20 protein-coding genes are annotated in these 23,477 nt (G+C 63.3%); 15 read left to right on the plus strand and 5 right to left on the minus strand.

Translation table 11 applies throughout. The features are described 5' to 3' along the window. Positions 1–3: 3 nt before the first annotated feature. A complete protein-coding gene (locus tag HOY34_RS17450; RefSeq protein WP_172365209.1) occupies positions 4–1,017 on the minus strand; it encodes a FecR family protein in 1,014 nt (337 codons plus the stop codon). Next, complete coding sequence (locus HOY34_RS17455) at positions 1,014–1,520, minus strand: RNA polymerase sigma factor (protein WP_172365211.1); 507 nt, start codon at positions 1,518–1,520, stop codon at positions 1,014–1,016. The genes HOY34_RS17450 and HOY34_RS17455 overlap by 4 nt, the downstream gene beginning before the upstream one ends. A 254-nt stretch (positions 1,521–1,774) precedes the next feature. Here HOY34_RS17455 and HOY34_RS17460 point away from each other — a divergent pair, with 254 nt between their 5' ends. The 13 genes from HOY34_RS17460 (at position 1,775) to HOY34_RS17520 (ending at position 17,717) form a co-directional block, all read left to right on the plus strand. Then, positions 1,775–3,808, plus strand: a complete 2,034-nt coding sequence (locus tag HOY34_RS17460) for a TonB-dependent receptor domain-containing protein (RefSeq protein WP_172365213.1) — start codon at positions 1,775–1,777, stop codon at positions 3,806–3,808. Positions 3,809–3,870: 62 nt separating this feature from the next. Then, positions 3,871–5,232, plus strand: a complete 1,362-nt coding sequence (locus HOY34_RS17465) for a hypothetical protein (protein WP_172365215.1) — start codon at positions 3,871–3,873, stop codon at positions 5,230–5,232. A 147-nt stretch (positions 5,233–5,379) separates the two neighbouring features. Next, positions 5,380–5,742, plus strand: a complete 363-nt coding sequence (locus HOY34_RS17470) for a DUF3649 domain-containing protein (RefSeq protein WP_172365217.1) — start codon at positions 5,380–5,382, stop codon at positions 5,740–5,742. Further along, entirely contained in the window at positions 5,739–7,382 is a 1,644-nt protein-coding gene (locus HOY34_RS17475) for a PepSY-associated TM helix domain-containing protein (RefSeq protein WP_172365219.1), read from the plus strand. The genes HOY34_RS17470 and HOY34_RS17475 overlap by 4 nt, the downstream gene beginning before the upstream one ends. Beyond that, entirely contained in the window at positions 7,379–7,729 is a 351-nt protein-coding gene (locus HOY34_RS17480; RefSeq protein ID WP_216654819.1) for a DUF3325 family protein, read from the plus strand. Before HOY34_RS17475 ends, HOY34_RS17480 begins: the two co-directional genes overlap by 4 nt. Before the next feature lie 283 nt (positions 7,730–8,012). Continuing rightward, complete coding sequence (locus HOY34_RS17485) at positions 8,013–10,802, plus strand: bifunctional aconitate hydratase 2/2-methylisocitrate dehydratase (protein WP_172365221.1); 2,790 nt, start codon at positions 8,013–8,015, stop codon at positions 10,800–10,802. Between the two features lie 492 nt (positions 10,803–11,294). After that, entirely contained in the window at positions 11,295–11,855 is a 561-nt protein-coding gene (locus tag HOY34_RS17490; RefSeq protein WP_172365223.1) for an NAD(P)H-dependent oxidoreductase, read from the plus strand. A 46-nt stretch (positions 11,856–11,901) separates the two neighbouring features. After that, positions 11,902–12,924, plus strand: coding sequence for an ABC transporter substrate-binding protein (locus HOY34_RS17495; protein WP_172365225.1), 1,023 nt, complete (start codon positions 11,902–11,904; stop codon positions 12,922–12,924). Positions 12,925–12,932: 8 nt separating this feature from the next. Further along, the gene (locus HOY34_RS17500; protein WP_172365227.1) at positions 12,933–13,922 is read left to right on the plus strand and encodes an ABC transporter permease; all 990 of its coding nucleotides are present in this window, start codon (positions 12,933–12,935) and stop codon (positions 13,920–13,922) included. Then, positions 13,922–14,689 carry an ABC transporter ATP-binding protein gene (locus tag HOY34_RS17505; protein ID WP_172365229.1) on the plus strand — a complete coding sequence of 256 codons (768 nt, stop codon included), beginning with the start codon at positions 13,922–13,924 and terminating at the stop codon, positions 14,687–14,689. Before HOY34_RS17500 ends, HOY34_RS17505 begins: the two co-directional genes overlap by 1 nt. After that, complete coding sequence (locus HOY34_RS17510) at positions 14,682–15,032, plus strand: hypothetical protein (RefSeq protein WP_172365231.1); 351 nt, start codon at positions 14,682–14,684, stop codon at positions 15,030–15,032. Before HOY34_RS17505 ends, HOY34_RS17510 begins: the two co-directional genes overlap by 8 nt. 114 nt (positions 15,033–15,146) lie before the next feature. After that, complete coding sequence (gene mgrA / locus HOY34_RS17515; RefSeq protein ID WP_172365233.1) at positions 15,147–16,196, plus strand: L-glyceraldehyde 3-phosphate reductase; 1,050 nt, start codon at positions 15,147–15,149, stop codon at positions 16,194–16,196. Positions 16,197–16,448: 252 nt separating this feature from the next. Next, positions 16,449–17,717 (plus strand): SfnB family sulfur acquisition oxidoreductase, encoded by a 1,269-nt coding sequence (locus HOY34_RS17520; RefSeq protein WP_172365235.1) that lies wholly within the window; start codon positions 16,449–16,451, stop codon positions 17,715–17,717. A gap of 60 nt (positions 17,718–17,777) precedes the next feature. Here HOY34_RS17520 and HOY34_RS17525 read toward each other — a convergent pair whose 3' ends face one another. The 3 genes from HOY34_RS17525 to HOY34_RS17535 all read right to left on the minus strand — a co-directional run bounded on the left by HOY34_RS17525 (position 17,778) and on the right by HOY34_RS17535 (position 21,659). Next, positions 17,778–18,788 (minus strand): SDR family NAD(P)-dependent oxidoreductase, encoded by a 1,011-nt coding sequence (locus tag HOY34_RS17525; RefSeq protein ID WP_172365237.1) that lies wholly within the window; start codon positions 18,786–18,788, stop codon positions 17,778–17,780. Between the two features lie 115 nt (positions 18,789–18,903). Further along, positions 18,904–20,628 (minus strand): D-apionate lactonase family protein, encoded by a 1,725-nt coding sequence (locus tag HOY34_RS17530; protein WP_216654820.1) that lies wholly within the window; start codon positions 20,626–20,628, stop codon positions 18,904–18,906. Next, a complete protein-coding gene (locus HOY34_RS17535) occupies positions 20,628–21,659 on the minus strand; it encodes a Gfo/Idh/MocA family protein (protein WP_172365241.1) in 1,032 nt (343 codons plus the stop codon). Before HOY34_RS17535 ends, HOY34_RS17530 begins: the two co-directional genes overlap by 1 nt. A gap of 165 nt (positions 21,660–21,824) precedes the next feature. Here HOY34_RS17535 and kdsA point away from each other — a divergent pair, with 165 nt between their 5' ends. Together kdsA and HOY34_RS17545 are read left to right on the plus strand one after the other, a co-directional pair. Then, entirely contained in the window at positions 21,825–22,652 is an 828-nt protein-coding gene (kdsA, locus tag HOY34_RS17540; RefSeq protein ID WP_172365243.1) for a 3-deoxy-8-phosphooctulonate synthase, read from the plus strand. Then, positions 22,653–23,465, plus strand: coding sequence for a 3-deoxy-manno-octulosonate cytidylyltransferase (locus HOY34_RS17545; protein WP_172365245.1), 813 nt, complete (start codon positions 22,653–22,655; stop codon positions 23,463–23,465). Positions 23,466–23,477: the final 12 nt, after the last annotated feature.

Below are 23,477 nucleotides of genomic sequence, written 5' to 3' on the forward strand. Positions count from 1 at the left end.
CGGTCAGCGCAACAGGCTGCCACCGGGAAGGGGCAGGATCTGAAAGCCCATCGCCTCGGCCATGGCCTGCAGCTCATCCTGGGCCGTATCCAGACGGATACTGCCAGAAATCCGGCGCTCTGCCAGCGCCTCACTGGTGAAAAGAACGGCCCCCGCGCCGTGGCGCGACAGCACCCCGGCCACTTCGCGCAGGGGGGCATCGTAAAAGACGTAACGGCCCTCGCGCCAGGCCAGCGCTTCGGGGCTTTCCAGCCCCAGGATCTGGGCGGGCCGACCGGGCACCAGCCGCAGCTGCTGGCCGGGCTGCATAATGACCGGCGGATGGCCGGGGGCGGTGACCTCGACGCTGCCCTCTTCCAGCGTCACCTCAAGGCAGGTGCCGCAATCGCGCACCCCAAAGCGGGTGCCGAGGGCGCGGATCTCGGTCTCGCCCAGACGCACGGTGAAGGGGCGGCCATCCTTTGTCACATCAAACCAGGCCGCGCCCGCCAGCACGGTGACCTGGCGGCTGACAGTATCGGCCACGAAATCCAGCGCCGAGCCACCGTCCAACAGCGCCCGGCTGCCATCCGACAGCGCGAAATCCAGCAATTCGCCCGGCGCAGTCGTGTGATCGGCGCTGAGCGAGCGGCGCAGATCGGGGCGCACCATATCCAGCCAGACCGCCCCCAAAAGCGAGGCGGCCAGCGCCACACCGCCAGGCCACAGCAGCGACCAGCGACGCGAATTGCGGGGCCGACGGGCGGGGCGTGGTGCCGCCTCGGCCTGGATGTCAAATTCCTCAGCCAGTTCAGCTGCCAGATCCGGCCCGACCAGCGCGGCAATATCCCAGGCATTGCTGGCCCTGGCAAAGGCGCGGGCATTGGCCTGATCGCCATGCCAGGCCTGAAAGGCGGCGCTGTCTTTTTCTGCGGGATCCGCGGTGATGCGGATCAGCCAGTCCGCCGCCTCTTCGGTTGCGGCAGGGTCATGGCTGGCCCCGGGGCCGGGGCTTGCTGGCGGCACTGATGCGGTCATTCGCTGCGCTGATCCTCCAGGGCCCTTGCGCAATGGGCCACGGCCTTCGCCATATGCTTTGCCACATTGCGTTCAGACATGCCACAGCGGCTGGCGATTTGCTGAAAGGTCAGCCCCTCGGCCCGGTTCATCAGAAACAGGCGCCGCGTGGTCTCGGGCAGATCACGGATCGCCTGTTTGACCGCGTCCTGCGACTGGCGGGCCGAAAGCGTCTCAAAAGCCGGATCGCGCGGCGCGTCGGCCTCAGGCAGGGTATTGGCATAGGCCTGCCGCACCCTCTCGCGTCGCAGATGATCGACCGAGATATTGCGGGCAGAGCGGTTCAGAAAGGCCGCCGGATTGCCGGAGATTGCCGCAGTCCGCTCCCAAAAGCGCAGGAACAGGTCATGGACCAGGTCGCGCGCAATCGAGGGATTGCCGGTGCGTCGCGCAATCTGCCGCTCAAGGCGGTCTTTTTCCTCGCTGTAAAGCTGTCCGATTTTATCGGTATCGGTTGAGGACATTGCGCAGGGCCAGACGGTCAGGGGCAAGAGAAACAGGCTGGCGTAGGGGCAGATTTCCGCCCCCGGCTGCCTGACCCATAAGAGGCGCAGCGCCCGCTTGTCCAGTCAAAGCGGGGCAATCCCGCAGACTGCCCGAATGGCTGTTGCATAAACCCGACAAAAAAACCTGGACGATTGGTTCAGTGGCAGCCCCCCCAATGCGTGAAGCCCCCGTAACAGGCGATTTTCGCATTGGACCGAGAGGGGATCTACGGATGACGAAACATGCAACCACGCGGCCGACGGCACGGGCAGAGCTGCTGACGCGCCTGCCGGTCTGGACGCTGGCCCTGGCGCTGACCTTGCCGCAGCTGGCAGGTCAGGCCCAGGCGCAGACCACTGAGGAAGAAGAAGAAAAAAGCCTCGGCACCATCGTCCTGACCGCAACCGGCCAGGCCCAGGCCCTGCCCGACGCGCCCGCAACGATCACCGTGATCAATGGCGATGATATCGCCTCGAAACCCTATGCGACCATTGCCGATGTGCTGCGCAATGTGCCGGGCGTGATCGTCTCTTCGCCCTCGGCACGTTCAGGGGCTGAGACCATCTCGATCCGTGGCCTTGGCGAAAGCTATGTGCTGACGCTGGTCAACGGCAAGCCGATCGGCAACTCGCAGGAGGCCACCTATAACGGCTTTGGCTCTGGCCTGGCGATGTCCTACCTGCCGCCGCCCTCGGCCATCGAGCGGATCGAGGTGATCCGTGGCCCGATGTCCTCGCTTTATGGTACGGCGGCCTCGGGCGGGGTGATCAACGTGATCACCAAGCCGGTGGCGGATGTCTGGTCGGGCTCGATGACGCTGGGCCACAGCAGCTATAACCGTCCGGGCATGGGCAATTCGCATGAGGGCCGCTTCTACCTGAGCGGGCCGATCATCGCCAATAAGCTGGGGCTTGCGTTCTTCGGCTCGCTGCATGACCGCTCGAAGCCCGCGATCGCCGTGTCCAGCCGTGGCAATATCACCTATCAGTCGCAGGACACCGACCGCAAAACCCTGGGCGCAAAGCTGACCTGGGCGATTGACGATACCCAGGGCCTGGATTTCGAGGTCGTCTCCAGCAGCAGCGATACCGTGAACCAGACCGTCGGCGGCACGCCCGGTGGCGTCTCGGTTGACCGGATGAACTATGCGCTTGGTCACAAGATCACCTGGGGCGATGGCTATGAGACCAACAGCTTCGTCACCTATGAAGATGTCGATTTCGAGAATGGCAACAACGTCTCGGGCTATTCGCTGATCAATCTGAACAGCAAGACCAATCTCAGCCTTGGCCGCCACGATCTGACCCTGGGCTTTGATTACCGCGACGAGACCACCAAACACTCGCCCAACCGCGTCAATGTCGATCCGAAGATGACCCGCTGGAACTGGGCGCTGTTTGGGGAAGACAATTTCCACCTGACCGACGATCTGACGATCACCTTCGGCCTGCGCTATGACGAGAACGAGCGTTACGGCAACCATATCACGCCGCGTCTTTATGCGGTCTGGCATGCCTCGGACGCGCTGACGATCAAGGGCGGTGTCTCGGGTGGCTATAAGACGCCGACGCTGAAACAGGCTGACAGCAATATCTTTGAGCCCTCGGGCGGTGATGGCCGCGCCCGCGATCAGGGCAACAGCAACCTGAAACCCGAGGAAAGCACCAACTTCGAGATCGGCGCGATCTGGGAATCGGAAAGCGGTGTCCAGGTCGGGCTGACCGCCTATCACACCCGCTTCAAGAACAAGATCGCCACCCAGCAGATCTGTGCCCATGATACGCCGGTTCCCGGTCTGCCGACCAATTGCGGCATGAACAATCCCACCGATCCGATCAAATGGATCAACCAATATGTGAACCGCGACGCGGCCGAGCTGAACGGCGTCGAGGCCACCGTTGACTGGACGCTGGGCGATGTCGATTTCGCCTTCAACTATACCTATGCCGACAGCAAGGTGACCAAAGGCAATGCCGTGGGTTCGCGCTTCAACAACAGCCCGCTGCATGTCGCCAACCTGGGCATCGACTGGCAGGCAACCGATGCGCTGTCGGTCTGGGGCAATGCGCAATATCGCAGCTCGACCTATGATTCCGGCGCAGGCCAGATCAAGGAACATGCGCTCTTCGACATCGGCCTCGACTATAACTTCAACGACAATGTCATGGGTTCGGTCGCGGTCTATAATGTCGACAACAAGGTCTTTGGCACCACCGGCTATAATGATGGCCGCCGCTTCTTTGTGGGCCTGACCTCAACCTTCTGATCCCGTCAATACCGGGGGCCAGCCGCCGCGCTGGCCCCTTCCCCATTTTTGCAGGAGCCGTCATGGCCATTCTCTCACGTTCCGCCTTTGCCTTTGCCCTGTTGCTGGGCAGCACCTCACTGGTCGCCGCCGATGCCGTCTTTGACGCGCCCGCAGCCTTTACGGGCCAGGTCAGCGCCTCTGGCCCGAACCGCAGCGCCATCTATCCCGGCGGCGAGGTCGTGGTGACCGGCGCGGGCTTTGCCCCCGGCCAGATCGTCACCCTCAGCCGTGGCGGCGATCTGATCTCGCCCGAGGGGCTGTCGGCTGACGCCGAGGGCGCCTTCACCTTCCCGCTGGTGCTGCCCCCTGATGCGGTGATCGGCCAGCACCCGATCGTGGTTGAGGCCGAGGGCCCCGACAGCGCCGCGGTCATCGACCTGAAAATCTCGCCCCGCATCCCGCTTTCGGGGGCAGAGCATTACGATATGGCCTCGGTGAAAACCGCACCGGGCGTCTATCAGGTTGCCTTCAGCGCCAAAAATGGCACCGTTTTCACCGCCTCGGCCACCGGGCGCGGTGACAAGGGCACCTCATCGCTGGTCAAGTTCGACGCAAAAACCCTGGAGAAACTGGCCGAGGCCGCGCCCTATTTCGACGCTGAAAACGGGCTTTACGGCGCCTTTGGCATCGCCGTTGACGATGAGAATGGCACCGTCTGGGTCACGAATACCCGCACCTCCTCGGTGGCGATCTACAGCCAGGATGATCTGTCGCTGGTCAAGCAATTCCCCGCAGGCTCGGTTGAAAAGCCGCGTGATGTGGTGATCGACACGGCCCGTGGCCGCGCCTGGATCTCGACCCACCGCACCCGGATCGAGGAATTCGATCTGAAAAGCCTGGAAAAGCTGGAAGGCTTTGAAGTGAAATCCGCCGAGCGCGGCGGCCAGTTCGGCACCATGAGCCTGGCGCTCGACGCGGATAAGGGCCAGCTTTACACCGTTTCGCTGCGCACGCCCGAAGTGGCGCGGATCGATCTGGCCAGCCGTGAGACAACGATCATCCCGCTGCCCGGCGCGAAAACCGCCTCGGGCGTGGCAATCGACCCGGAAACCGGGCGGATCTTCATCGCCTCGCAGGGCAGCGATGATGTGATCGCGCTGGACGCAGAGGGCAAGGTGCTCTTTGACACGCCGGTCGGGGCGCAGACGCTGAACCTGGTGTTCGACAAGGCATCGGGCCAGCTTTTTGCGGCAAACCGGGCCTCTGACACCATCACCGTGGTCGATGCGAGCAGCGGCGAGATCACCGCCAATCTTGATGGCGGGTCTTTCCCGAACCACCTGGCAATCAGCCCCGAGGGTGTGGTTTTCGCCGTGAACAAAGCCCGCGGCGAGGATGATGCCAAAGGCGATCACCTGACCCGCATCACGGCAAAACACTGACCATTGCGGCGCAGGTGTCTGTTCCCACGCCTGCGCCGTAACCAGCTGCCGTGATCTGTCCAGGGCGCGCGCGCACACGAGTTCCGGCCCGCCGCCGGATGCGCCCTGGGCAGAGCCCGCCCCCCTCAACCGTTCTGCGGATCCCCTATGCCAGCACATGCCCGCCCCGCCCTATCGCCGCCCGCCAAAGCCGCGCCCGCCCGCGCCGATGATCAGGGGCTGCGCTATCGCCTGATGGTTGCCTCGCGCAGTGCGGCGGCGATTTTGGGCGGCTATCTTCTGGCCAATCTTTTCGTGCTGGCCTTTCGCCGCCTTGTGCCGATCGAGCCGCGCGATGCCAGCCAGCTGGCGCTGATGCTGTCCTTTATCGTCTTTGCGATTGCCGCGATCTGGGCCTTTGCGGCGCGTGACGCCTGGCGGGCCTGGGCGGGGATTTTGCTGCCCGCCGCGATTTTCGCGCTGATCTGGTGGCTGATGCCAGAGACGACAATCGCGGGGGCACGCCCATGAAAAACGGATTTCGCCAGTCGATGGCCTGGCTGCATACCTGGACCGGGCTGCTGCTGGGCTGGCTGCTTTTTGCGATCTTTCTGACCGGGACGCTGGCCTATTTCCGCAGCGAGATCACCTATTGGATGAAGCCGGAGCTGCATGTCTCGCAGCCAGCAGGCGACCCGGTTCCCCTGGCCCTGAGCCGCCTGGCCCAGCTGGCACCCGCCGCCCCGTCCTGGTCGATCACCCTGCCCGATCAGCGCAATCCCAGCCTTTCGGTCTCCTGGAGCAATCCGGGCGAGGCCCCTGGCCGGCGCGGCGGCCCCTCGGCCATTCTGGATCAGACCAGCGGCCAGATCCTGCACCCGCGCCAGACAGCGGGCGGCGATTTCCTCTATCGTTTTCACTTTGAGCTTTATGGCCTGCCGCGTGCGCTGGCCCGCTGGATCGTCGGCATCGCCACGATGGCGATGTTTGTCGCCATCATCTCAGGCGTGATCACCCATAAGAAAATCTTCAAGGAGTTCTTCACCTTCCGCCCCGGCAAAGGCCAGCGCTCCTGGCTGGACATGCACAATATGACGGCGGTGCTGGCGCTTCCCTATCATATCATGATCACCTTCTCGGGCCTGGTGCTGTTTGTTTCCACCCTGATGCCCCTGGTGATCGAGCGCGGGCCGCAGCGTCCGCCACAGCCCGCCGCTGAGGTGGCCGAGGCCCCTCCCCCACGCCCGCTGCCGCAGCTGACCGCAATCGCGCCGCTGATGGCGCAGGCCGAAACCGCCTGGGGCGGCATGCCCGTTGGCCGGATCCAGATCGAAAAACTCGATACCGATACGCCTGAAATCCTGCTGGTGCCACAGCGCCAGTCGGTGGTGACGGTGCAAAGCGGCTCTGGCGCGAATGGATCGGAGCGGATGCGCTTTGACGCGCTGACGGGCCGGCAGATCGAGGCTACCGGGGTGCCAGAGGCCTCGGTCGTGGCGCAGGTGAATATGGCGCTTGGGGCGCTGCACCGGGCGCGGTTTTCCGATACCGGGCTGCGCTGGCTGTTCTTTGCAGCCGGGCTGGCGGGGACGCTGATGATCGGCACCGGCATGGTGCTATGGGTGTCGAAACGGGCGATGAAACATGCGAAATCGGGCGTCCAGCCCTTCGGGTTGCGGCTGGTTGACCGGCTGAATGTCGGCGGTATCGCCGGGCTTTGCCTGGCCTCGGCCGGGTATTTCTGGGCCAATCGGCTGATCCCGGCGGCGGCAGAGAACCGCGCCGGGCTTGAAATCGCCGCCTTCCTGCTGATCTGGGCCGCCGCCGCGATCCACCCCTTCCTGCGCGGCACGGAGAAGTCCTGGAGCGAGCAGCTGGCGCTGACCGCTGTTCTTGCGCTGCTGCTGCCGGTTCTGAATATGGCCACCGGGCCCTCGGGGCTGCCGCAGGCGCTGATGGCGGGGAATATGGTGCTGGCCTCGGTTGACCTTATGGCGCTGATCTGCGGCGCAGTGGCCGCGATTGCCGCCTGGAAAGCGCGGCCCGGCCAGCAGAAAAAGCCCAAAGCCAATCGCCGCCCGCCCGCCGCCAAACCCGCGCCCGCAGCTGCGGTGGCCCAGACAGGCGTGCCCCAAACAGGCGTGCCCCAAACAGGAGTAGCCGGAGAATGACCATGCTGCCCTGGGCATCCCTGATCCTGTCTTACGCGGGGTTTACGGCACTGGCGCTGGCCATGCCGCGCCATCATGAAGAGCTTTGGGGCGGTAAACCGGGGCCGCTGGCCCGCCGCCTGTGGCAGGCGGGCGGGGCGCTGGCTTTGCTGGCCTCGCTGATCCTTGCGCTGGCGACATGGCCGAATGCGCCCGTCGCCGTATCGGCCTGGGCCGGGCTTTTGACGCTGGCGGCCTTTGCGCTGGCCATGGTGCTGACCAGGCGCAATCTGGGCGGTCACCGGGCGCTGGTTCTGGCCCCCCCTGCGCTGGCGCTTGGCTGCGGTTTCTTGGCTGCGGTTTTCTGACCGGCTGAGGGCAAAAGACCGGATTTGTCGCATTCCCCTGCCCGCAGATGCAGGCAGTGCTTGTGGCGCGGGGGGCTGATCCGCTAACGGATAGCAATGGCAGGTGGCTTCGCCGCAGGAATTGCGCTGCATCGCAGCACGGTTTCAGATGCCGGGCGGGTTGCCTCTTGCAACTGCGGCATGCTCGGTATACATCTGCATACAATTAGCTTGCTGCCGCTCGCCAGACGTATTTCAGGCCCGGTTGCAGCTGGAACCAGCCCCTTAGACGATAGGGATCGCCATGAGCCTGTATGCTGATTATCTGACCGAGATCGAAACCCGCAAAACCGCCAACCTGCACCCCAAGCCCATCGATGATGGCGCTCTGGTCGCAGAGCTGATCACCCATATCGAGGACGCGGCCAGCCCGCATCACGATGAGGCGGTGAAGTTTTTCGTCTATAACACGCTGCCCGGCACCACCAGCGCAGCTGGCGTCAAGGCGAAGTTCCTCAAGCGGATCATCCTGGGCGAGGCCAAAGTGGCCGAAATCACCCCGGCTTTCGCCTTTGAGCTGCTTTCGCATATGAAGGGCGGCCCCTCGGTTGAGGTTCTGCTGGATCTGGCGCTTGGCGCGGATGCTGCGATTGCGGTCCAGGCCGGTGAGGTTCTGAAAACCCAGGTTTTCCTTTACGACGCCGATATGTTCCGCCTGCGCGACGCCTATAAAGACGGCAATACCGTGGCGACCGATATCCTGCAAAGCTATGCCCAGGCCGAGTTCTTCACCAAGCTGCCCGCCGTTGAGGATGAGATCAAAGTCGTGACCTTCATCGCCGCCGAAGGCGATATCTCGACCGACCTCTTGTCGCCCGGCAACCAGGCGCATTCGCGCTCTGACCGCGAGCTGCATGGCCAATGCATGATCACCCCTGCGGCGCAGCAGGAAATCGTCGCGCTGCAAAAGGCGCATCCCGATGCCCGCGTGATGATGATCGCCGAAAAAGGCACCATGGGCGTTGGCTCCAGCCGGATGTCGGGGGTGAACAACGTCGCGCTCTGGACCGGGAAACAGGCCAGCCCCTATGTGCCCTTCGTGAACTTTGCGCCGATCGTCGCGGGCACCAACGGCATTTCGCCGATCTTTGCGACCACGGTCGATGTGACCGGCGGCATCGGCATCAACCTGAAAAACTGGGTCCGCCAGCTGGGCGAGGACGGCAAGCCCGTTCTCAACAACGAAGGCAACCCGGTTCTGGAACAGAAATACTCGGTCGAGACCGGCACCGTCCTGAAGATCGACGTGAAAAACAAGAAACTGACAGATGAGGCCGGCAATGAGCTGGTCGATGTCGCCAGCTCTTTCACGCCGCAAAAGATGGAGTTCATGAAGGCGGGCTCGTCCTACGCCATCGTGTTCGGCAAAAAGCTGCAGACATTCGCGGCCCAGGTGCTGGGGATTGAGGCCCCGGTGGTTTTCGCGCCGAACAAAGAGATCAGCATTGAAGGCCAGGGCCTGACCGCGGTTGAGAAGATCTTCAACCGCAATGCGGTCGGCGTCAGCCCCGGCAAGGTGCTGCATGCCGGGTCTGACGTGCGGGTGCTGGTGAATATCGTCGGCTCCCAGGACACCACGGGCCTGATGACCGCGCAGGAGCTGGAGGCGATGGCCGCCACGGTGATCTCGCCGCTGGTCGATGGCGCCTATCAGTCGGGCTGCCACACGGCATCCGTTTGGGATAAAAAGGCCCAGGCCAATATCCCCAAGCTTATGTCTTTCATGAATAATTTCGGCGTCATCACCGCGCGTGACCCGAAAGGCGTCTATCACGCGATGACCGACGTGATCCATAAGGTGCTGAACGATATCACCGTGGATGACTGGGCGATCATCATCGGCGGCGACAGCCATACCCGCATGTCGAAAGGCGTGGCCTTCGGCGCAGACTCGGGCACCGTGGCGCTGGCGCTGGCGACGGGCGAGGCGACCATGCCGATCCCGCAATCGGTCAAGGTCACCTTCCGGGGCAAGATGCGCCCCTGGATGGACTTCCGCGATGTGGTTCACGCGACCCAGGCACAGATGCTGGCGCAACATGGCGACAACGTCTTCCAGGGCCGCATCATCGAGGTGCATATCGGCACGCTGCTGGCCGACCAGGCCTTCACCTTCACCGACTGGACGGCCGAGATGAAGGCCAAGGCCTCGATCTGTATCAGCCAGGACGACACGCTGATCGAAAGCCTTGAGATCGCCAAGCACCGCATCCAGATCATGATCGACAAGGGCATGGACAATGCGAACCAGGTTCTGAAAGGCCTGATCGCCAAGGCCGATGCGCGCATCTTCGAGATCCGCTCGGGCGAAAAGCCTGCACTGGCCCCCGACGCCAATGCGAAATACTTCGCCGAGGTGGTTGTGGATCTGGACCAGATCGACGAGCCGATGATCGCCGACCCGGATGTGAACAACGCCGATGTCTCGCGCCGCTATACCCATGACACCATCCGCCCGGTTTCCTATTACGGCGGCACGAAGAAGGTGGATCTGGGCTTTGTCGGTTCCTGCATGGTGCATAAGGGCGATATGAAGATCGTCGCCCAGATGCTGAAAAACGTCGAGAAAGCAAAGGGTAAGGTTGAGTTCAAGGCGCCTCTGGTTGTCGCCGCGCCGACCTATAACATCATCGACGAGCTGAAAGAAGAAGGCGACTGGGAGATCCTGCAGCGCTACTCCGGTTTTGAGTTCGACGATATCTTCCCGAAATCCCAGGCCCGCACCGAGTATGAGAATATCCTCTATCTCGAGCGCCCTGGCTGTAACCTCTGCATGGGCAACCAGGAGAAAGCGGCGAAGGGGGATACCGTTCTGGCCACCTCGACCCGTCTCTTCCAGGGCCGCGTGGTTGAAGATACCGCCGAGAAGAAAGGCGAGTCGCTGCTGGCCTCGACCCCGGTCGTGGTGCTTTCGGCGATCCTTGGCCGCACCCCCTCGACCGAGGAATACAAGGCCGCCGTTGAAGGCATCGACCTGACCAAATTCGCCCCGCCGGCCGAAAAGCCGCTGGATCCGAAATCGGTTCATTTCTGAGACCCAACGCCCCGCCCGTCGCTATAGGCGGGCAGGGCAATGAAAGCTGTCTGGCGGCCCGATGCTTCGGTATCGGGCCGTTTCTTTTGCCCGTCATGCGTTGCCTGTCGCGCGTTGCCTGCCGCGCCAGCCTGGGCAGGCCCGATGCCCTAAAACGCACAAACGGCAGGCGACGGCCACCACGGATCAGGGCAGGGCGGAAAATAATTCCGGACCCGCGCCACCGATTACGGCCCGGTCGGCGAAAAATTATCCCTCTGGTTGCCGACAGGGCTTTCTTCTTTCTCAGCCCCCTTTCGCAGAACGGATGCCACGCGACCAGGCCACCGCAGAGAATGCTTTGCCAAAACACCATTGAGGCCCCCGCCGGATAGGGGCTGAAATTCACGGGGCGAAGAACAATCGCGCCGCTCTGGCCCCTGTTTTTGGAATGGCCTGGCGGGCAGCAGCTGATCTATCTCGACATATCCGGTCGGGTTTCAGGAATTCCGCATGTCGCAGCTTCATATCGCAGGCCTTTCAGGCAATATCACTTCACCCTCGAAAACGCGCGCCCTGGTTGGCACCGCGCTGGATCTGGCGACGACGCAGCTGAATGCCCGCACCAGCCTGTTCGAGGTCGCCGATTTCGGCCCTGATCTCGGGCGGGCGCGGCGGATCTCTGATCTGGACGAAGCCGGGCAGCGGGCGGTTGAAAACCTTCTGAACGCCGATGCGCTGATCGTGGCGACGCCGATTTACAAAGGCTCTTATCCGGGCCTTTTCAAACATCTGATCGACCTGATCGACCCGGCCGCGCTGGTGCGCAAGCCGGTGCTGATCGCCGCAACCGGCGGCGGTGAGAAACACGCGCTGGCGGTCGAGCATCAGCTGCGCCCGCTGTTTGCCTTCTTCGAGGCCCGCGTGCTTTCGACCGCTGTCCATGTCTCTGACCGCGATTTCACCGATGGGCAGCTGACGTCCGAGCCTGCGCTTTCGCGTCTGACGCGGGCAATCGACGAATTTGCGACCATCTTCCCCCAGGCGGTGCGGGTCCGGGCGGCGGCTGAATAGGCCGCCTGCGATCCCCAGCGCCCCCAGACATCCAAAGGTATCCCAAATGACAGGCTTTGTGCAAAACGGCCTTTCGCGCCGCAAACTTCTGAAGACCGGCGCGGCCTCAGTGGGGCTTGGCGCGGTTGGCCTGGTGGCCGGGCAAAGCTCGTTCTACGCGAAAGCGGGCAATCTGACCAAAATCAAGCTGGAATGGACCGAGGTCGCGGCCTGCCATGCGCCCATCGGCTTTGCGCTGGAAAAGGGCATTTTTACCAAACACGGCCTTGATGTAGAGCTGTTCTATCAGGGCGCCAGCGGCCAGACGCTGATCCAGGCCCTGGCCACCCGCAAAGCCGAGGCCGGACCGGGGCTGCTTTATGACTGGCTGAAACCGATCGAGCAGGGCTTTGACGTCAGGCTTTTCGCAGGCTCGCATGGGGGCTGCCAAAGCATTCTGACGCCCCAGGACAGCGGTATCAAAACGCTGACCGACCTGAAGGGCAAAAGCATTGCAACCTTTGATGTGATGTCGCCCTCACGCGTGGCCTTTTCGGTTGCGCTGAAAAAGGCGGGGCTTGACCCCGAGCAGGATGTCACCTGGAAGGTCTACCCCTTCGATCTGGTCGCCCAGGCTGTGCTGCGCGGCGAGGCCGATGCCCTGGCGCATATGGATCCCTGGGCCTACGGCTGGGAAAAAGAGCACAAATTCCACCGCGTTGCCGATACCCAGACCGACAGTTTCCAGGACCGCGTCTGCTGCGTTCTGGGCGTGAATGGCGATTATTATGAGGCCAATCAGGATGCGCTGAAGCGCGTCGCCGCCGCCAATCTGGAAGTGCATCAATATACCGCCGCCCATCCCGAAGAGGTCGCGCAGTGGTATTTCGACACCCTGCGCCCCGGCATGTCGGTTGAAACCCTGGCCGAGGTTCTGGCCTCTTTCACCTATCACGAACATTGGTTCGGCGACAAACTGCGCGATGAGGTAAAGCGCGGCTATGAAGATCTGAAGCTGACCGGCGTTGCCGATGCCTCGACCGATCCCGAAGAGATCGCGGCCCGCATCACCATCGACATCTTCGCCTGAGCCATATCATGAGCGATATCTCTGAAAGAGGGCAGGGGCATTACGCCTCTGCCGATGTCGTGCCGTTTCAGATCTGGCGCGGCGGGCTATGGGCGGCGCTTAGCTGGGGGTCGGCCTCGGCTGTGACCTGGTTCCTGCCCGATGTGATCCAATGGGGCGCAACCGGGGGATTTGCGATCCTTACCGGGGTGATCGCACTGGTTTTCCTGGCGCTGGCCTTCCTGGTCACCCCGGCCCGCAACCCGGGGCTGGTGCATTACGGGCCCTGGTTTATCGTGCTGGGCCTGTGGCTTTTGATCTGGGAGGTGGTGACGGCCAAGCTGGGCTGGCTGCCAAAGCCCTTCTTCTCGCCGCCCCAGGGCCTGCTGCATGTCTATCTTTCCGACTGGGACCGCCTGCTTCTGTGCATCGCCTATACCGGGCGGCTTTGGGGCCTTGGGTTTTTCTTCGGCATCTCTGTGGGCTTTCTGGCCGGGATCGGCCTTGGCTGGTCAAAGCGCTTCGCCTATTGGGGGATGCCGTTTCTGAAGCTGATCGGCCCGGTTCCGGCCAGCGCCTGGATCCCCTGCGCCTTCTTTGTCTTTCCCACCACCTTCCAGGCCTCAGTCTTTCTGGTGGCGCTGGCCTCTGGCATTCCGGTGGCGATCCTGACGGCCTCGGGCATCTCGCAGGTCAGCCGTTCCTATTACGACGTGGCGCGGACCCTGGGGGCCGGAAACCGCTGGCAGGTGACGAAAATCGCCATCCCCGCCGCGCTGCCCAATGTCTTTGTGGGGCTGTTCATGGGGCTTTACTACAGCTTTGCGGTGCTGGTGGTGGCCGAGATGCTGGGCGCGAAATTCGGCCTCGGCTGGTATCTGCAATTCAACACCGCCTATTCGGCCTATGCCAATGTCTATGCGGGGCTTTTGATCATGGCGCTGTTGTGCGCGGGCCTGGTCAGGCTGCTTTTCGTGATCCGCGACAGGCTCTTGGGCTGGCAAAAGGGGATCGTCTGATGTCTGCCGTAACCCCGCTTGGGCTGAAATTCGACCATATCTCGCATGGTTATGACATCGGCGGCAGCCTGCTGCCGGTGCTGGAAAACGTCAGCCTCAACATCGCGCCGGGCGAGTTTGTGGCGCTGCTTGGCCCCTCGGGCTGTGGGAAATCAACGCTTTTGCGGCTGGCCGCCGGGCTTGAGACGCCCGGAAAGGGCCAGGTCCTGGCGGATACGCAGCCGATTACCGCGCCCGGGCCAGACCGGATCCTTGTGTTCCAGGAGGCGACGCTTTTCCCCTGGCGCACGGTGCGCGGCAATGTTCAGGCCGGCCCCGAGGCCCGGGGTGAGCTGACAGGCAAAACCGACCGCGTTGATGAGGCCCTGCGCCTTGTCGGGCTGGAAAACTTCGGCGAGGCCTGGCCGCATCAGCTGTCAGGCGGCATGGCGCAAAGGGCGGCGATTGCCCGGGCGCTGGTCAATGACCCGCGGCTTTTGCTGCTGGATGAGCCGCTGGGAAAGCTGGACAGTCTGACCCGGCTGAACCTGCAAAAAGATCTGATCCGGCTGTGGCAGGATCGCGGCTTTACCGCCATTCTGGTCACCCATGACGTGGAAGAGGCGCTTTTGCTGGCGGATCGGGTGATCCTTTTCTCGCCCCGCCCGGCGCAGATCGTCGAAGAGCTGCTGGTCGACCGCCCGCATCCTCGCCGTCGCGATGACCCCGCGCTGATCGCGCTGCGGGGCAGGTTGCTTGCGCGGCTGGGGGTGCTGGAAGATGTCTGAACGCCGCCAAACCCGCATCCGTCCCCAGATCCGCCCCCAAATCCGTCCGGGCCATCTGCTCTGGGCGGGCGCGGCGCTGACGGGGCTGGCGCTGGCCTGGTGGCTGGTGATCTTCGGCAATATCGTGTCCGAGGGCTATGGCAGCTATGCCCAGGCCGGGCGCTGCCTTTGGGGCCGGCCGGGCTATATCTGCCAGCTGATGCTGTCTTTATGCACGATCGACTATTGGCTGATCCCCAAATCCTATCGGCCAGAGCTGTTCCAGGCCGGGGCCGCGCTGCTGGCCCTGGGTGGCGCTTTTGCGCTTTTCGCCCCCAAAGCACGCGACAGCCGCCTGCCATAGGTTGGCAACCCCTGGGCACAGCCCCCGGGCACAGGATGACAGACTGCACGCCCGTTCCCCGCTATACTGCGCCCCAATACGATCACCGATTCCCATAGCAGACCAAGGAAAGTCATGACCTATATCCCCGCCGCCGACCGCTATGCCGACAATCGCGGCCATTACCGCTATACCGGGCGCAGCGGGCTGCAGCTGCCGGCGCTTTCCCTGGGGCTGTGGCACAATTTCGGCGACACCACGCCCCTGCAAACGCAGCGCGAGATCGTCTTCACCGCCTTTGACAATGGCATCACCCATTTCGACCTGGCCAATAATTACGGCCCGCCCTATGGCTCGGCCGAGGTGAATTTCGGCCGCATCCTGCGCGAGGATCTGGCCGCCTACCGCGATGAGCTGATCATCTCCAGCAAGGCGGGCTGGGATATGTGGCCGGGCCCCTATGGCCAGGGCGGCGGCTCGCGCAAATATGTGCTGGCGAGCCTGGATCAAAGCCTGCAGCGGCTGGGCCTCGACTATGTCGACATCTTCTATTCGCACCGTTTCGACCCCCATACCCCGCTGGAAGAAACCGCCGATGCCCTGGCGACCGCAGTGAAACAGGGCAAGGCGCTTTATGTCGGCGTCTCTTCCTATTCGGCGGCGAAGACCCGCGAAATCACCGCCCTTTTGCGCGAGCGTCAGGTGCCGCTTTTGATCAACCAGCCGTCCTACAACCTCTTCAACCGCTGGATCGAGAAAGACCTGCTGGACACCGTCGAAGAGACCGGAACCGGGATCATCGCCTTTACCGCGCTGGCCCAGGGGCTGTTGACCGGGAAATACCTGAACGGCATCCCCCAGGATGCGCGGGTCAACCGGGCGGGCGGCGGCTCGCTTCAGGCCGCGCACCTCAGCGAGGAGAACATCTCCCGCGCCCGCGCACTGAACAATATCGCAAATCGGCGCGGGCAAAGCCTTGCGCAGATGGCGCTGGCCTGGGTTCTGCGCGATCCGCGGGTGACCTCGACGCTGATCGGGGCCTCTTCGGCGGCGCAGGTGAAAGAGAATGTCGCCGCGCTGGAGATGCTGGAGTTCACCAAAGACGAGCTGACCGAGATCGACCGCTATGCCGTCGAAGGCGGGGTCAATCTTTGGGAAAAGCCCTCGCATGATCAGGCGATCTGAGGGGATTTAGCCCCATCCGGTCGGCGGGGAAAATCTTCACCGTGCCCCGGCTCTGCACAGCATAAACCGCTTGCAGAGCCGGGTGTGAAAAGAAGCCCGCCAGCTTGTTCCATGCCCCGATTGCTGCGATTTTAGCTGCAACGCAACCCACAAACAGTCGTTTGAAATCAACATCCTGACGTGACCGGCGCGGCCTTTGGCCCGCAGGCATGGGTGGGCTGTTGACTGCGATCTGCTGCAAAAGGAACAGCCATGGGAACCCTGCCCGAAACCCCGATCGACTATAGCCTGCATCCGCGCGTCAACTCGGATGATCCGGTGCCGCCGCGCCCGCGCCCCGAACGCCCGGCGCATATCCTGAAAGATGACGCAGACGCAATCCGCGCCGCCCGCGAGCTGGCAGCCGAGCTGGCCAAAGACGCCGCGCTGCGCGACCGCGAAGGGCTGTTGCCGCTGCGCGAGCTGGATCTTTATTCGCAAAGCGGCATCTGGTCGATCAATGTGCCAAAGGAATTCGGCGGCCCGGGCCTGTCCTATGCGACGCTGGCAAAGGCGGTCAGCATTGTGGCCTCGGGCGATCCGGCGGTGGCGCAGATCGCGCAGAACCATCTGGCGATCCTTGGCCTGATTGCGATTGACGCAACCGAGGCGGAAAAGCGCGAGATCTTTGGCTGGGCGCTGCAGGGGCTGCGCTTTGGCAATGCCTTTTCCGAGTTTGGCGGCAAAACGGTGGTGGATTTCAAGACCCGCGTTACGTTTGAAGGCGATGAGGCGGTGGTCAATGGCGAGAAATTCTACACCACCGGGGCGCTGCTGTCGCATCTGGTGCCGATTGTCTCGGTCGGGGATGACGGCGCCTATCTGGTCTTTGCCGACCGCGAGACGCCCGGCCTGACCATCACCAACAACTGGTCCAGCTTTGGTCAGCGCACGACGGCCTCGGGCTCGGTTCGGGCGGTGAATGTGCGGGTGCCGAAGGCGCGGGCGGTGAAGCTGCAGGATGTGACGGCGGTGCCGACCGTGCAGGGGCCAATCTCGCAGATCATCCAGGCGGCGATTGACGCCGGGATTGCGCGCAACGCCATTGATGAGACGATCCGCTTTGTCACCACACAAAGCCGCCCTTGGGTCGACAGTGGCAAGGAAACGGCGGGCGAAGATCCCTATACCATCGCGGCAATCGGCGATCTGAAGATCCGCCTGCATGCTGCCGAGGCGCTTTTGGACATCGCCGGGCGGGCCATCGATCTGGGCCTCAGCGATCCGACGCTGGAAAATGTCTCAGAGGCCACGATCAAAACCGCCGAGGCCAAGGTGCTGACCACCCAGATCGCCATTGAGGCGACAAACAAACTGTTCGAGCTGAGCGGCACGCGCTCGACCCTGGCGCAGCACGCGCTGGACCGGCACTGGCGGAATGCCCGCACCCATACGCTGCATGATCCGGTGCGCTGGAAATTCTACCATGTCGGCAATTACTATCTGAACGGGGTAAACCCGCCGCGCCACGCCTGGAACTGAGGGCAGGCTGATCTGATCCGGCCCGCAGCCCGGATCAGATCATGCCTCGGGGTGGCTGACTTACTTGCCGTAATAGTCGCGGAACCAGGCCACGAACCTGTCGACGCCATCGCGGAAATCGGTCTGCGGCTTATAGCCGGTCAGGCTTTGCAACAGATCGGCATTGGCCCAGGTGGCGGGGACATCGCCCTTCTGCATCTCCATGAAATTGCGGATCGCGGGCTTGCCGACACTGGCCTCGATCGCATCCACGAAATCCAGCAGCCGCACCTTGTCGGAATTGCCGATATTGACCACCCGCCAGGGCGCAACGGGCGAGAGGCTGTCCCCCTCTGGCACCTGCTTGTCCTGGGGCCGCACCGGAACCGCGTCGATCAGCAGGCGGATGCCGCGCACCAGGTCTTCGACATAGGTGAAGTCCCGATACATCTCGCCGTGGTTGTAGATATCGACCGGGCGGTCCTCAAGAATCGCATCGACGAATTTATAAAGCGCCATATCCGGGCGGCCCCAGGGGCCGTAGACGGTGAAAAAGCGGAACATCGTCGTGGGCAGGTTCCACAGGTGGGCATAGGAATGGCCCATGCTCTCAGTCGCCTTTTTGGTGGCGGCGTAGATGGTCAGCTGGGTATCGGCCTTCTCTGTCTCAACGAAGGGCATTTCCTCATTCGCGCCGTATACGGATGAGGTTGAGGCCATCAGCAGATGCTTTACCTGATGACGGCGGGCGGCCTCCATCACGTTGAAAGTGCCGACGATATTGGCGTCGATATAGGCGCGGGGATTTTCCAGGCTATAGCGCACGCCCGCCTGGGCAGCGAGGTGGACGATCACATCGGGGCGGAACTCATCCGCCACCTGATCGAAAAGCACCTGATCCTCAAGCATGCCCTCGGTGGCCGAGAAATTTCCGTTTTGCAAAAGCATGGCATGGCGGCGCTGTTTCAGGCGCACGTCATAGTAATCGGTCATGCCGTCATAGCCGTGGACGCGGTAGCCCTCGGCCAGCAAAAGCTGCGCCAGGTGAAAGCCGATGAAACCAGCCGTGCCGGTGATCAGGACGCGTTGCAAATGAGGGGCCTCCGAAATGGGTCAGACAGCAGATCGCTGAAATATCGCTTATCTCTGACGCAGTCCCCCGATGCGGGCAAGAGGCGAAGAGCCGCCCCCGCCCATGGCGCGCAGTTCAGGCGGCAGAGACCGACCAGCCGAAAGGCGCAAGCCCGGCCAGGGGCGCGTCGGTCAGATTGGCCTGGAACAGGCGCTCACCCAGCTGCAGGCGGGCAAGACCGCCAGCGATCTGCGCCAGTCGCACCGGCTGCCCGGCCCCGGCGGCCAGCTCACGCAAGAGGCCGGTGATCGGCCAGGCACCATCCCCCAATCCGCGCGGGCCAAACAGCGCCGCAGGTGTCCAGACCGCAGGCCCGAAGGGGGCCAGCGCGGTTGCCAGCCCAAGCGCCCAGGCCGCGCCAAAGGCCGCGCGGTGGCGCGGATCGTCATCGGCCATCGCCACGCGCCCGCCGTCAGGGTTCGGGATCGTGCGCGAGCCATAGGGGTTTTGCCGCATCGCAATGGTCGAGGGGCCGATCCGATATTCAGCCGCCCCGACAATCGCGCGGGCCGAGCGGGCGATATGGGGCACGGCCTCAAGCATCTCGATCACCGCCAGATCATCGGCAGCATGGACGATGGGGCAGATGCCGTGACTGATGAAATCCAGACCGGCGGGCGGGCGTTTTCGGTTCAGTTCCGGGAAGAAGCTGGCCATGCCACCGCCGCGAATATGGTCGGGGAAGGCGCGGGCGGCGGCCTGGTGGATCTGGTCGAGCGGCGGGCATTCAGGCCAGACCGATCCCGGCGGCGTCGACTGGCGATCAACCCCAGGGCAGACAAAAACCGAGGCCACCGTCAGCCCCGCGCCGCGCAGGGCGACCGCATGGGATGAAAGCTCGCTGTCGGGCGAATGCTGAAAGCGGCAGATCAGTTCCAGGTCATAAATCGCACCGCCATAGCCGCCCTGCAGCGCGGCGAAAGCGGCCAGCTGGCTTGAGACGGGTTCTGTCAGGGTGGCATCCACATGGCACAGGATGCGCTGCGGATTGACCAGCGAAAGCGCTTCGGCGGCGGCGGGACTGCGGGCCTCATCAGCGGTGACGACCAGCGCCATCTGGGGAAATCGCGTGTTTTCAGCGATCTCAGGCGCGCCAGGGGCGGCGGCCCGCCCCTCACCCTGCCAGGACAGGCGCACCGCCTGGCGCAGGATCTGACCATCTTGCAGCTGATAGGGCCAGGGCAGGGCCAGCGGGCGGTTATAGGTCTTATATGAGGCATCGCCCCATTGGCGCTGATCCTCCATCTCGAAGGTATCGCCCTCAAAAGCGCAGGTGATGGTCATGCCATGCGCCTGATGCTCAAGGCTGACGATATCCATGAAGGGCTGCCATGGCTCGATCAGATCGGGAAAATGGCTGTCTTCGACCTGGCCGTCGCTATGGGTGACGCGGGCGGGCGCCCCGTCGACGCCATTGATCGGATGCAGCACGGTAAATCCGGTGCGATTCGTCTCGAACATGCCGGAAATGCGCGATTCTGCGCTGAATTCCAGGCTGTCATCGGTGATGATCAGCGACAGCTCCACATCCTGCCGCGCCCCGTTCGCGTGAAATACCATCGGAAAGGACAGGTGCAGCCGGCCTGCCTCTTCCTGCCGCGTGATTGCGCCGATTTCCGGGCGCACGGTGCCCCAGTCACGGTCGCGCACCAGATAGGCGATCTGGCGGATGATCTCGGTCTCGCCGACATGGATGTGACGGATCACGCCATCCTGCAGCCCAAGGCGAACCCGGCCATGGCGGATGGTCTGAACCTGGCCTGGCGGCTCGGCGGTGCCGTAAAGTGCGATCAGATCCATCACAGCGCCCCCGGATCGACCGAGCGCCCCTCAGCCGCTGACAGATAGGCCGCCTCAACCAGGGCGAAGGTCTGCAGATTGTCGGTGCCAGAGGTTTCCGGCTGGCGCCCCTGACGCAGGCAATCCACGAAATGTTGTTGGATAATCTGCACGCTTTCCTGGATGTTGTGCCAGGGGCGCTCGGCCCAGGGCAAAAGCGGCGGGCTGACATCGCGGACCTCAGATCCGCCGTCGCGCTGGATCACCAGCTTATAGCCGGCCTCAAGGCGCAGCGTGCCCTCTGTCCCGTCGATCTCGATCAGGCTTTCGGGGAATGTCTCGCGGCTGCGCTTTGTCGCATAAGAACAATCCACCACCGAGGTCACGCCGGATTTATGCAAAAGCTGCATCGTGGCGACATCCTCGCCTTTGATATTCGGGTTCACGCGGCGGGTGGTGGCCGCGATCCGCGCCACGTCACCAAAGAATGCGCGAGCAATATCAAGGATATGGATGCCGAGGTCTTCGATGATGAACCGCTCTCCCTCGGCCAGATAGGGCTGGCCCGAAAACACGTCATAGCCAGAGCGGAAAGAGACGCGGCCGAAGAAGGGCTCGCCGATCGCGCCCTGGCGAACCACGTCGATTGCCTGGCGCACCGCCGATTGCCAGCGGAAATTCTCATGGATCATCAGGGTCTTGCCTGTGGCCTGAACCGCCGCGACCATGGCTTTCGCATCGGCCAGGGTCGTGGCAAATGGCTTCTGGCAGATCACATGCACCCCCGCTGCCGCCGCCATTTCGACCAGCACCCGATGCGAGCCGACCGTGGTTGCAATATCGGCCACGTCAAAGCCACCGTCAGCGAAAAGCTGGGCCGCATCCTGATAGCGGCGGGTGACGCCGAATTCATCGCCTGCCGCCTGCAGCCGCGCCGGATCACGGTCGCAGATCGCCACGACCTCTGCCCCTTCGATCCCGGCCCAGGCGAACAGCTGGTTGCGGGCAAAGAAACCGGCACCGATCAGCGCGATTTTCAGGGTCTGGGTCATGGCGGGCCTCCTCCTCCGGGTATCTGGTATAATGAGATAATCTGTCCGCAGATCGGCGCAAGCGGATTATGCACTCTTGCGCGGCGCGGCGCTGTGCTTATCTGGCGGCGGAGTGCGGTTTCATGCCATAGACAATGCGGGATACCCCCGTCGGAGAACCACGAGATGAGCCAGAAAATTGTCACCATCGGCGATATCGCCATCGGCGGGCAGAACCCGATTGCGCTGATCCTGGGCCCCTGCCAGCTGGAAAGCCATGATCATGCCCGCATGATGGCGGAAAAGATCCTTGAGGCCTGCCAGCCCACGGGCACGAAATTCATCTTCAAGGCCAGCTATGACAAGGCGAACCGCTCGTCCCTGGGCGGCAAGCGCGGCCTGGGGATGGAGCGGGGGCTGGAAATCCTCGGCCAGATCCGTGACGAGTTCGGCGTTCCGGTGCTGACCGATGTGCATGAGCCGGGCCATTGCGCCCCGGCCGCTGCGGTTTGTGATGTGCTGCAGATCCCGGCCTTCCTGTCGCGCCAGACCGATCTTTTGCTGGCGGCGGGTGAGACGGGCCGGGTGATCAATATCAAGAAGGGCCAGTTCCTTGCGCCCTGGGATATGGACAATGTGGCGGCCAAGGTCGCCTCGACCGGCAATGAGAAGATCATGCTTTGCGAGCGTGGCACCTCATTTGGCTATAACACGCTGGTCACCGATTTCCGGGGCCTGCCGCGCATGGCTGAAACCGGCTATCCGGTGATTTTCGACGCGACGCATTCGGTGCAGCAGCCGGGCGGGCAGGGCAGCAGCTCTGGCGGGCAGCGCGAATATGTGCCGGTTCTGGCGCGGGCGGCCTGTGCGGTGGGCGTCTCTGGCCTGTTTATCGAGACGCATCAGGACCCTGACAATGCGCCCTCAGACGGGCCGAATATGGTGCCGGTGGATCAGCTGCAGGACCTGATCGGCACGCTCCGGGCCTTTGACGCGCTGGCGAAGGGGCTCTGAATGGACACGGTCATCATCATCCCGGCGCGTTACGCCTCGACCCGTTATCCCGCGAAACCGCTGGCGATGCTGAAGGGCGCGGGGGGCATCAGCCGCTCTCTGCTGGAACGCTCGGTGATTGCCGGGCGGCGCGCGGTGGAAGAGGCGGGCGGCGGTATCGGGCTTTACGTGGCCACCGATGATGACCGTATCGCCGCAGAGGCCTGCCGCATCGGGGCCGATGTGATCATGACATCCGAGAACGCCCGCAACGGCACCGAGCGCGTGGCCGAGGCGGTGAAGAACGCCGGGCTGAACCCCGGGATCGTGGTCAATCTGCAAGGCGATGCACCGCTGACGCCGCCCCATTTCGTGACCGCGCTGATCGCGCATATGCGGGCGACGCCTGGTGCAGGCATCGCCACCCCGATCCTGCGCTGCGACGAAGAGGCGGTGCGCAATTTCATCGCCGACCGTGCCGCAGGCCGGGTGGGCGCGACGACGGTGGTGAAAAACACCCTGGGCCAGGCGCTTTACTTCTCAAAAGAGGTGATCCCCTTCACCAACGGCAAGGGCGTGGTCGCGGGTGAGGTTCCGGTCTTTCACCATGTCGGCCTTTACGCCTATCGCCCCGCCGCGCTGACGGCCTATGGCACCTGGCAGCCGGGCCCGCTGGAAACCCTTGAAGGGCTGGAGCAGCTGCGTTTCCTTGAAAACGGCCATCCGGTCGATGTGGTCGAGGTCACCGCCCCCGGTGCGAAATTCTGGGAGCTGAACAACCCCTCAGACGTGCCGCTGATCGAGGCCTATCTGGCGCAGATGGGGTGGGAATAAGCGGGGCCTAAG

It is taken from the genome of Pseudogemmobacter hezensis, assembly GCF_013155295.1.
In the GTDB taxonomy this organism is placed as follows: domain Bacteria; phylum Pseudomonadota; class Alphaproteobacteria; order Rhodobacterales; family Rhodobacteraceae; genus Pseudogemmobacter; species Pseudogemmobacter hezensis.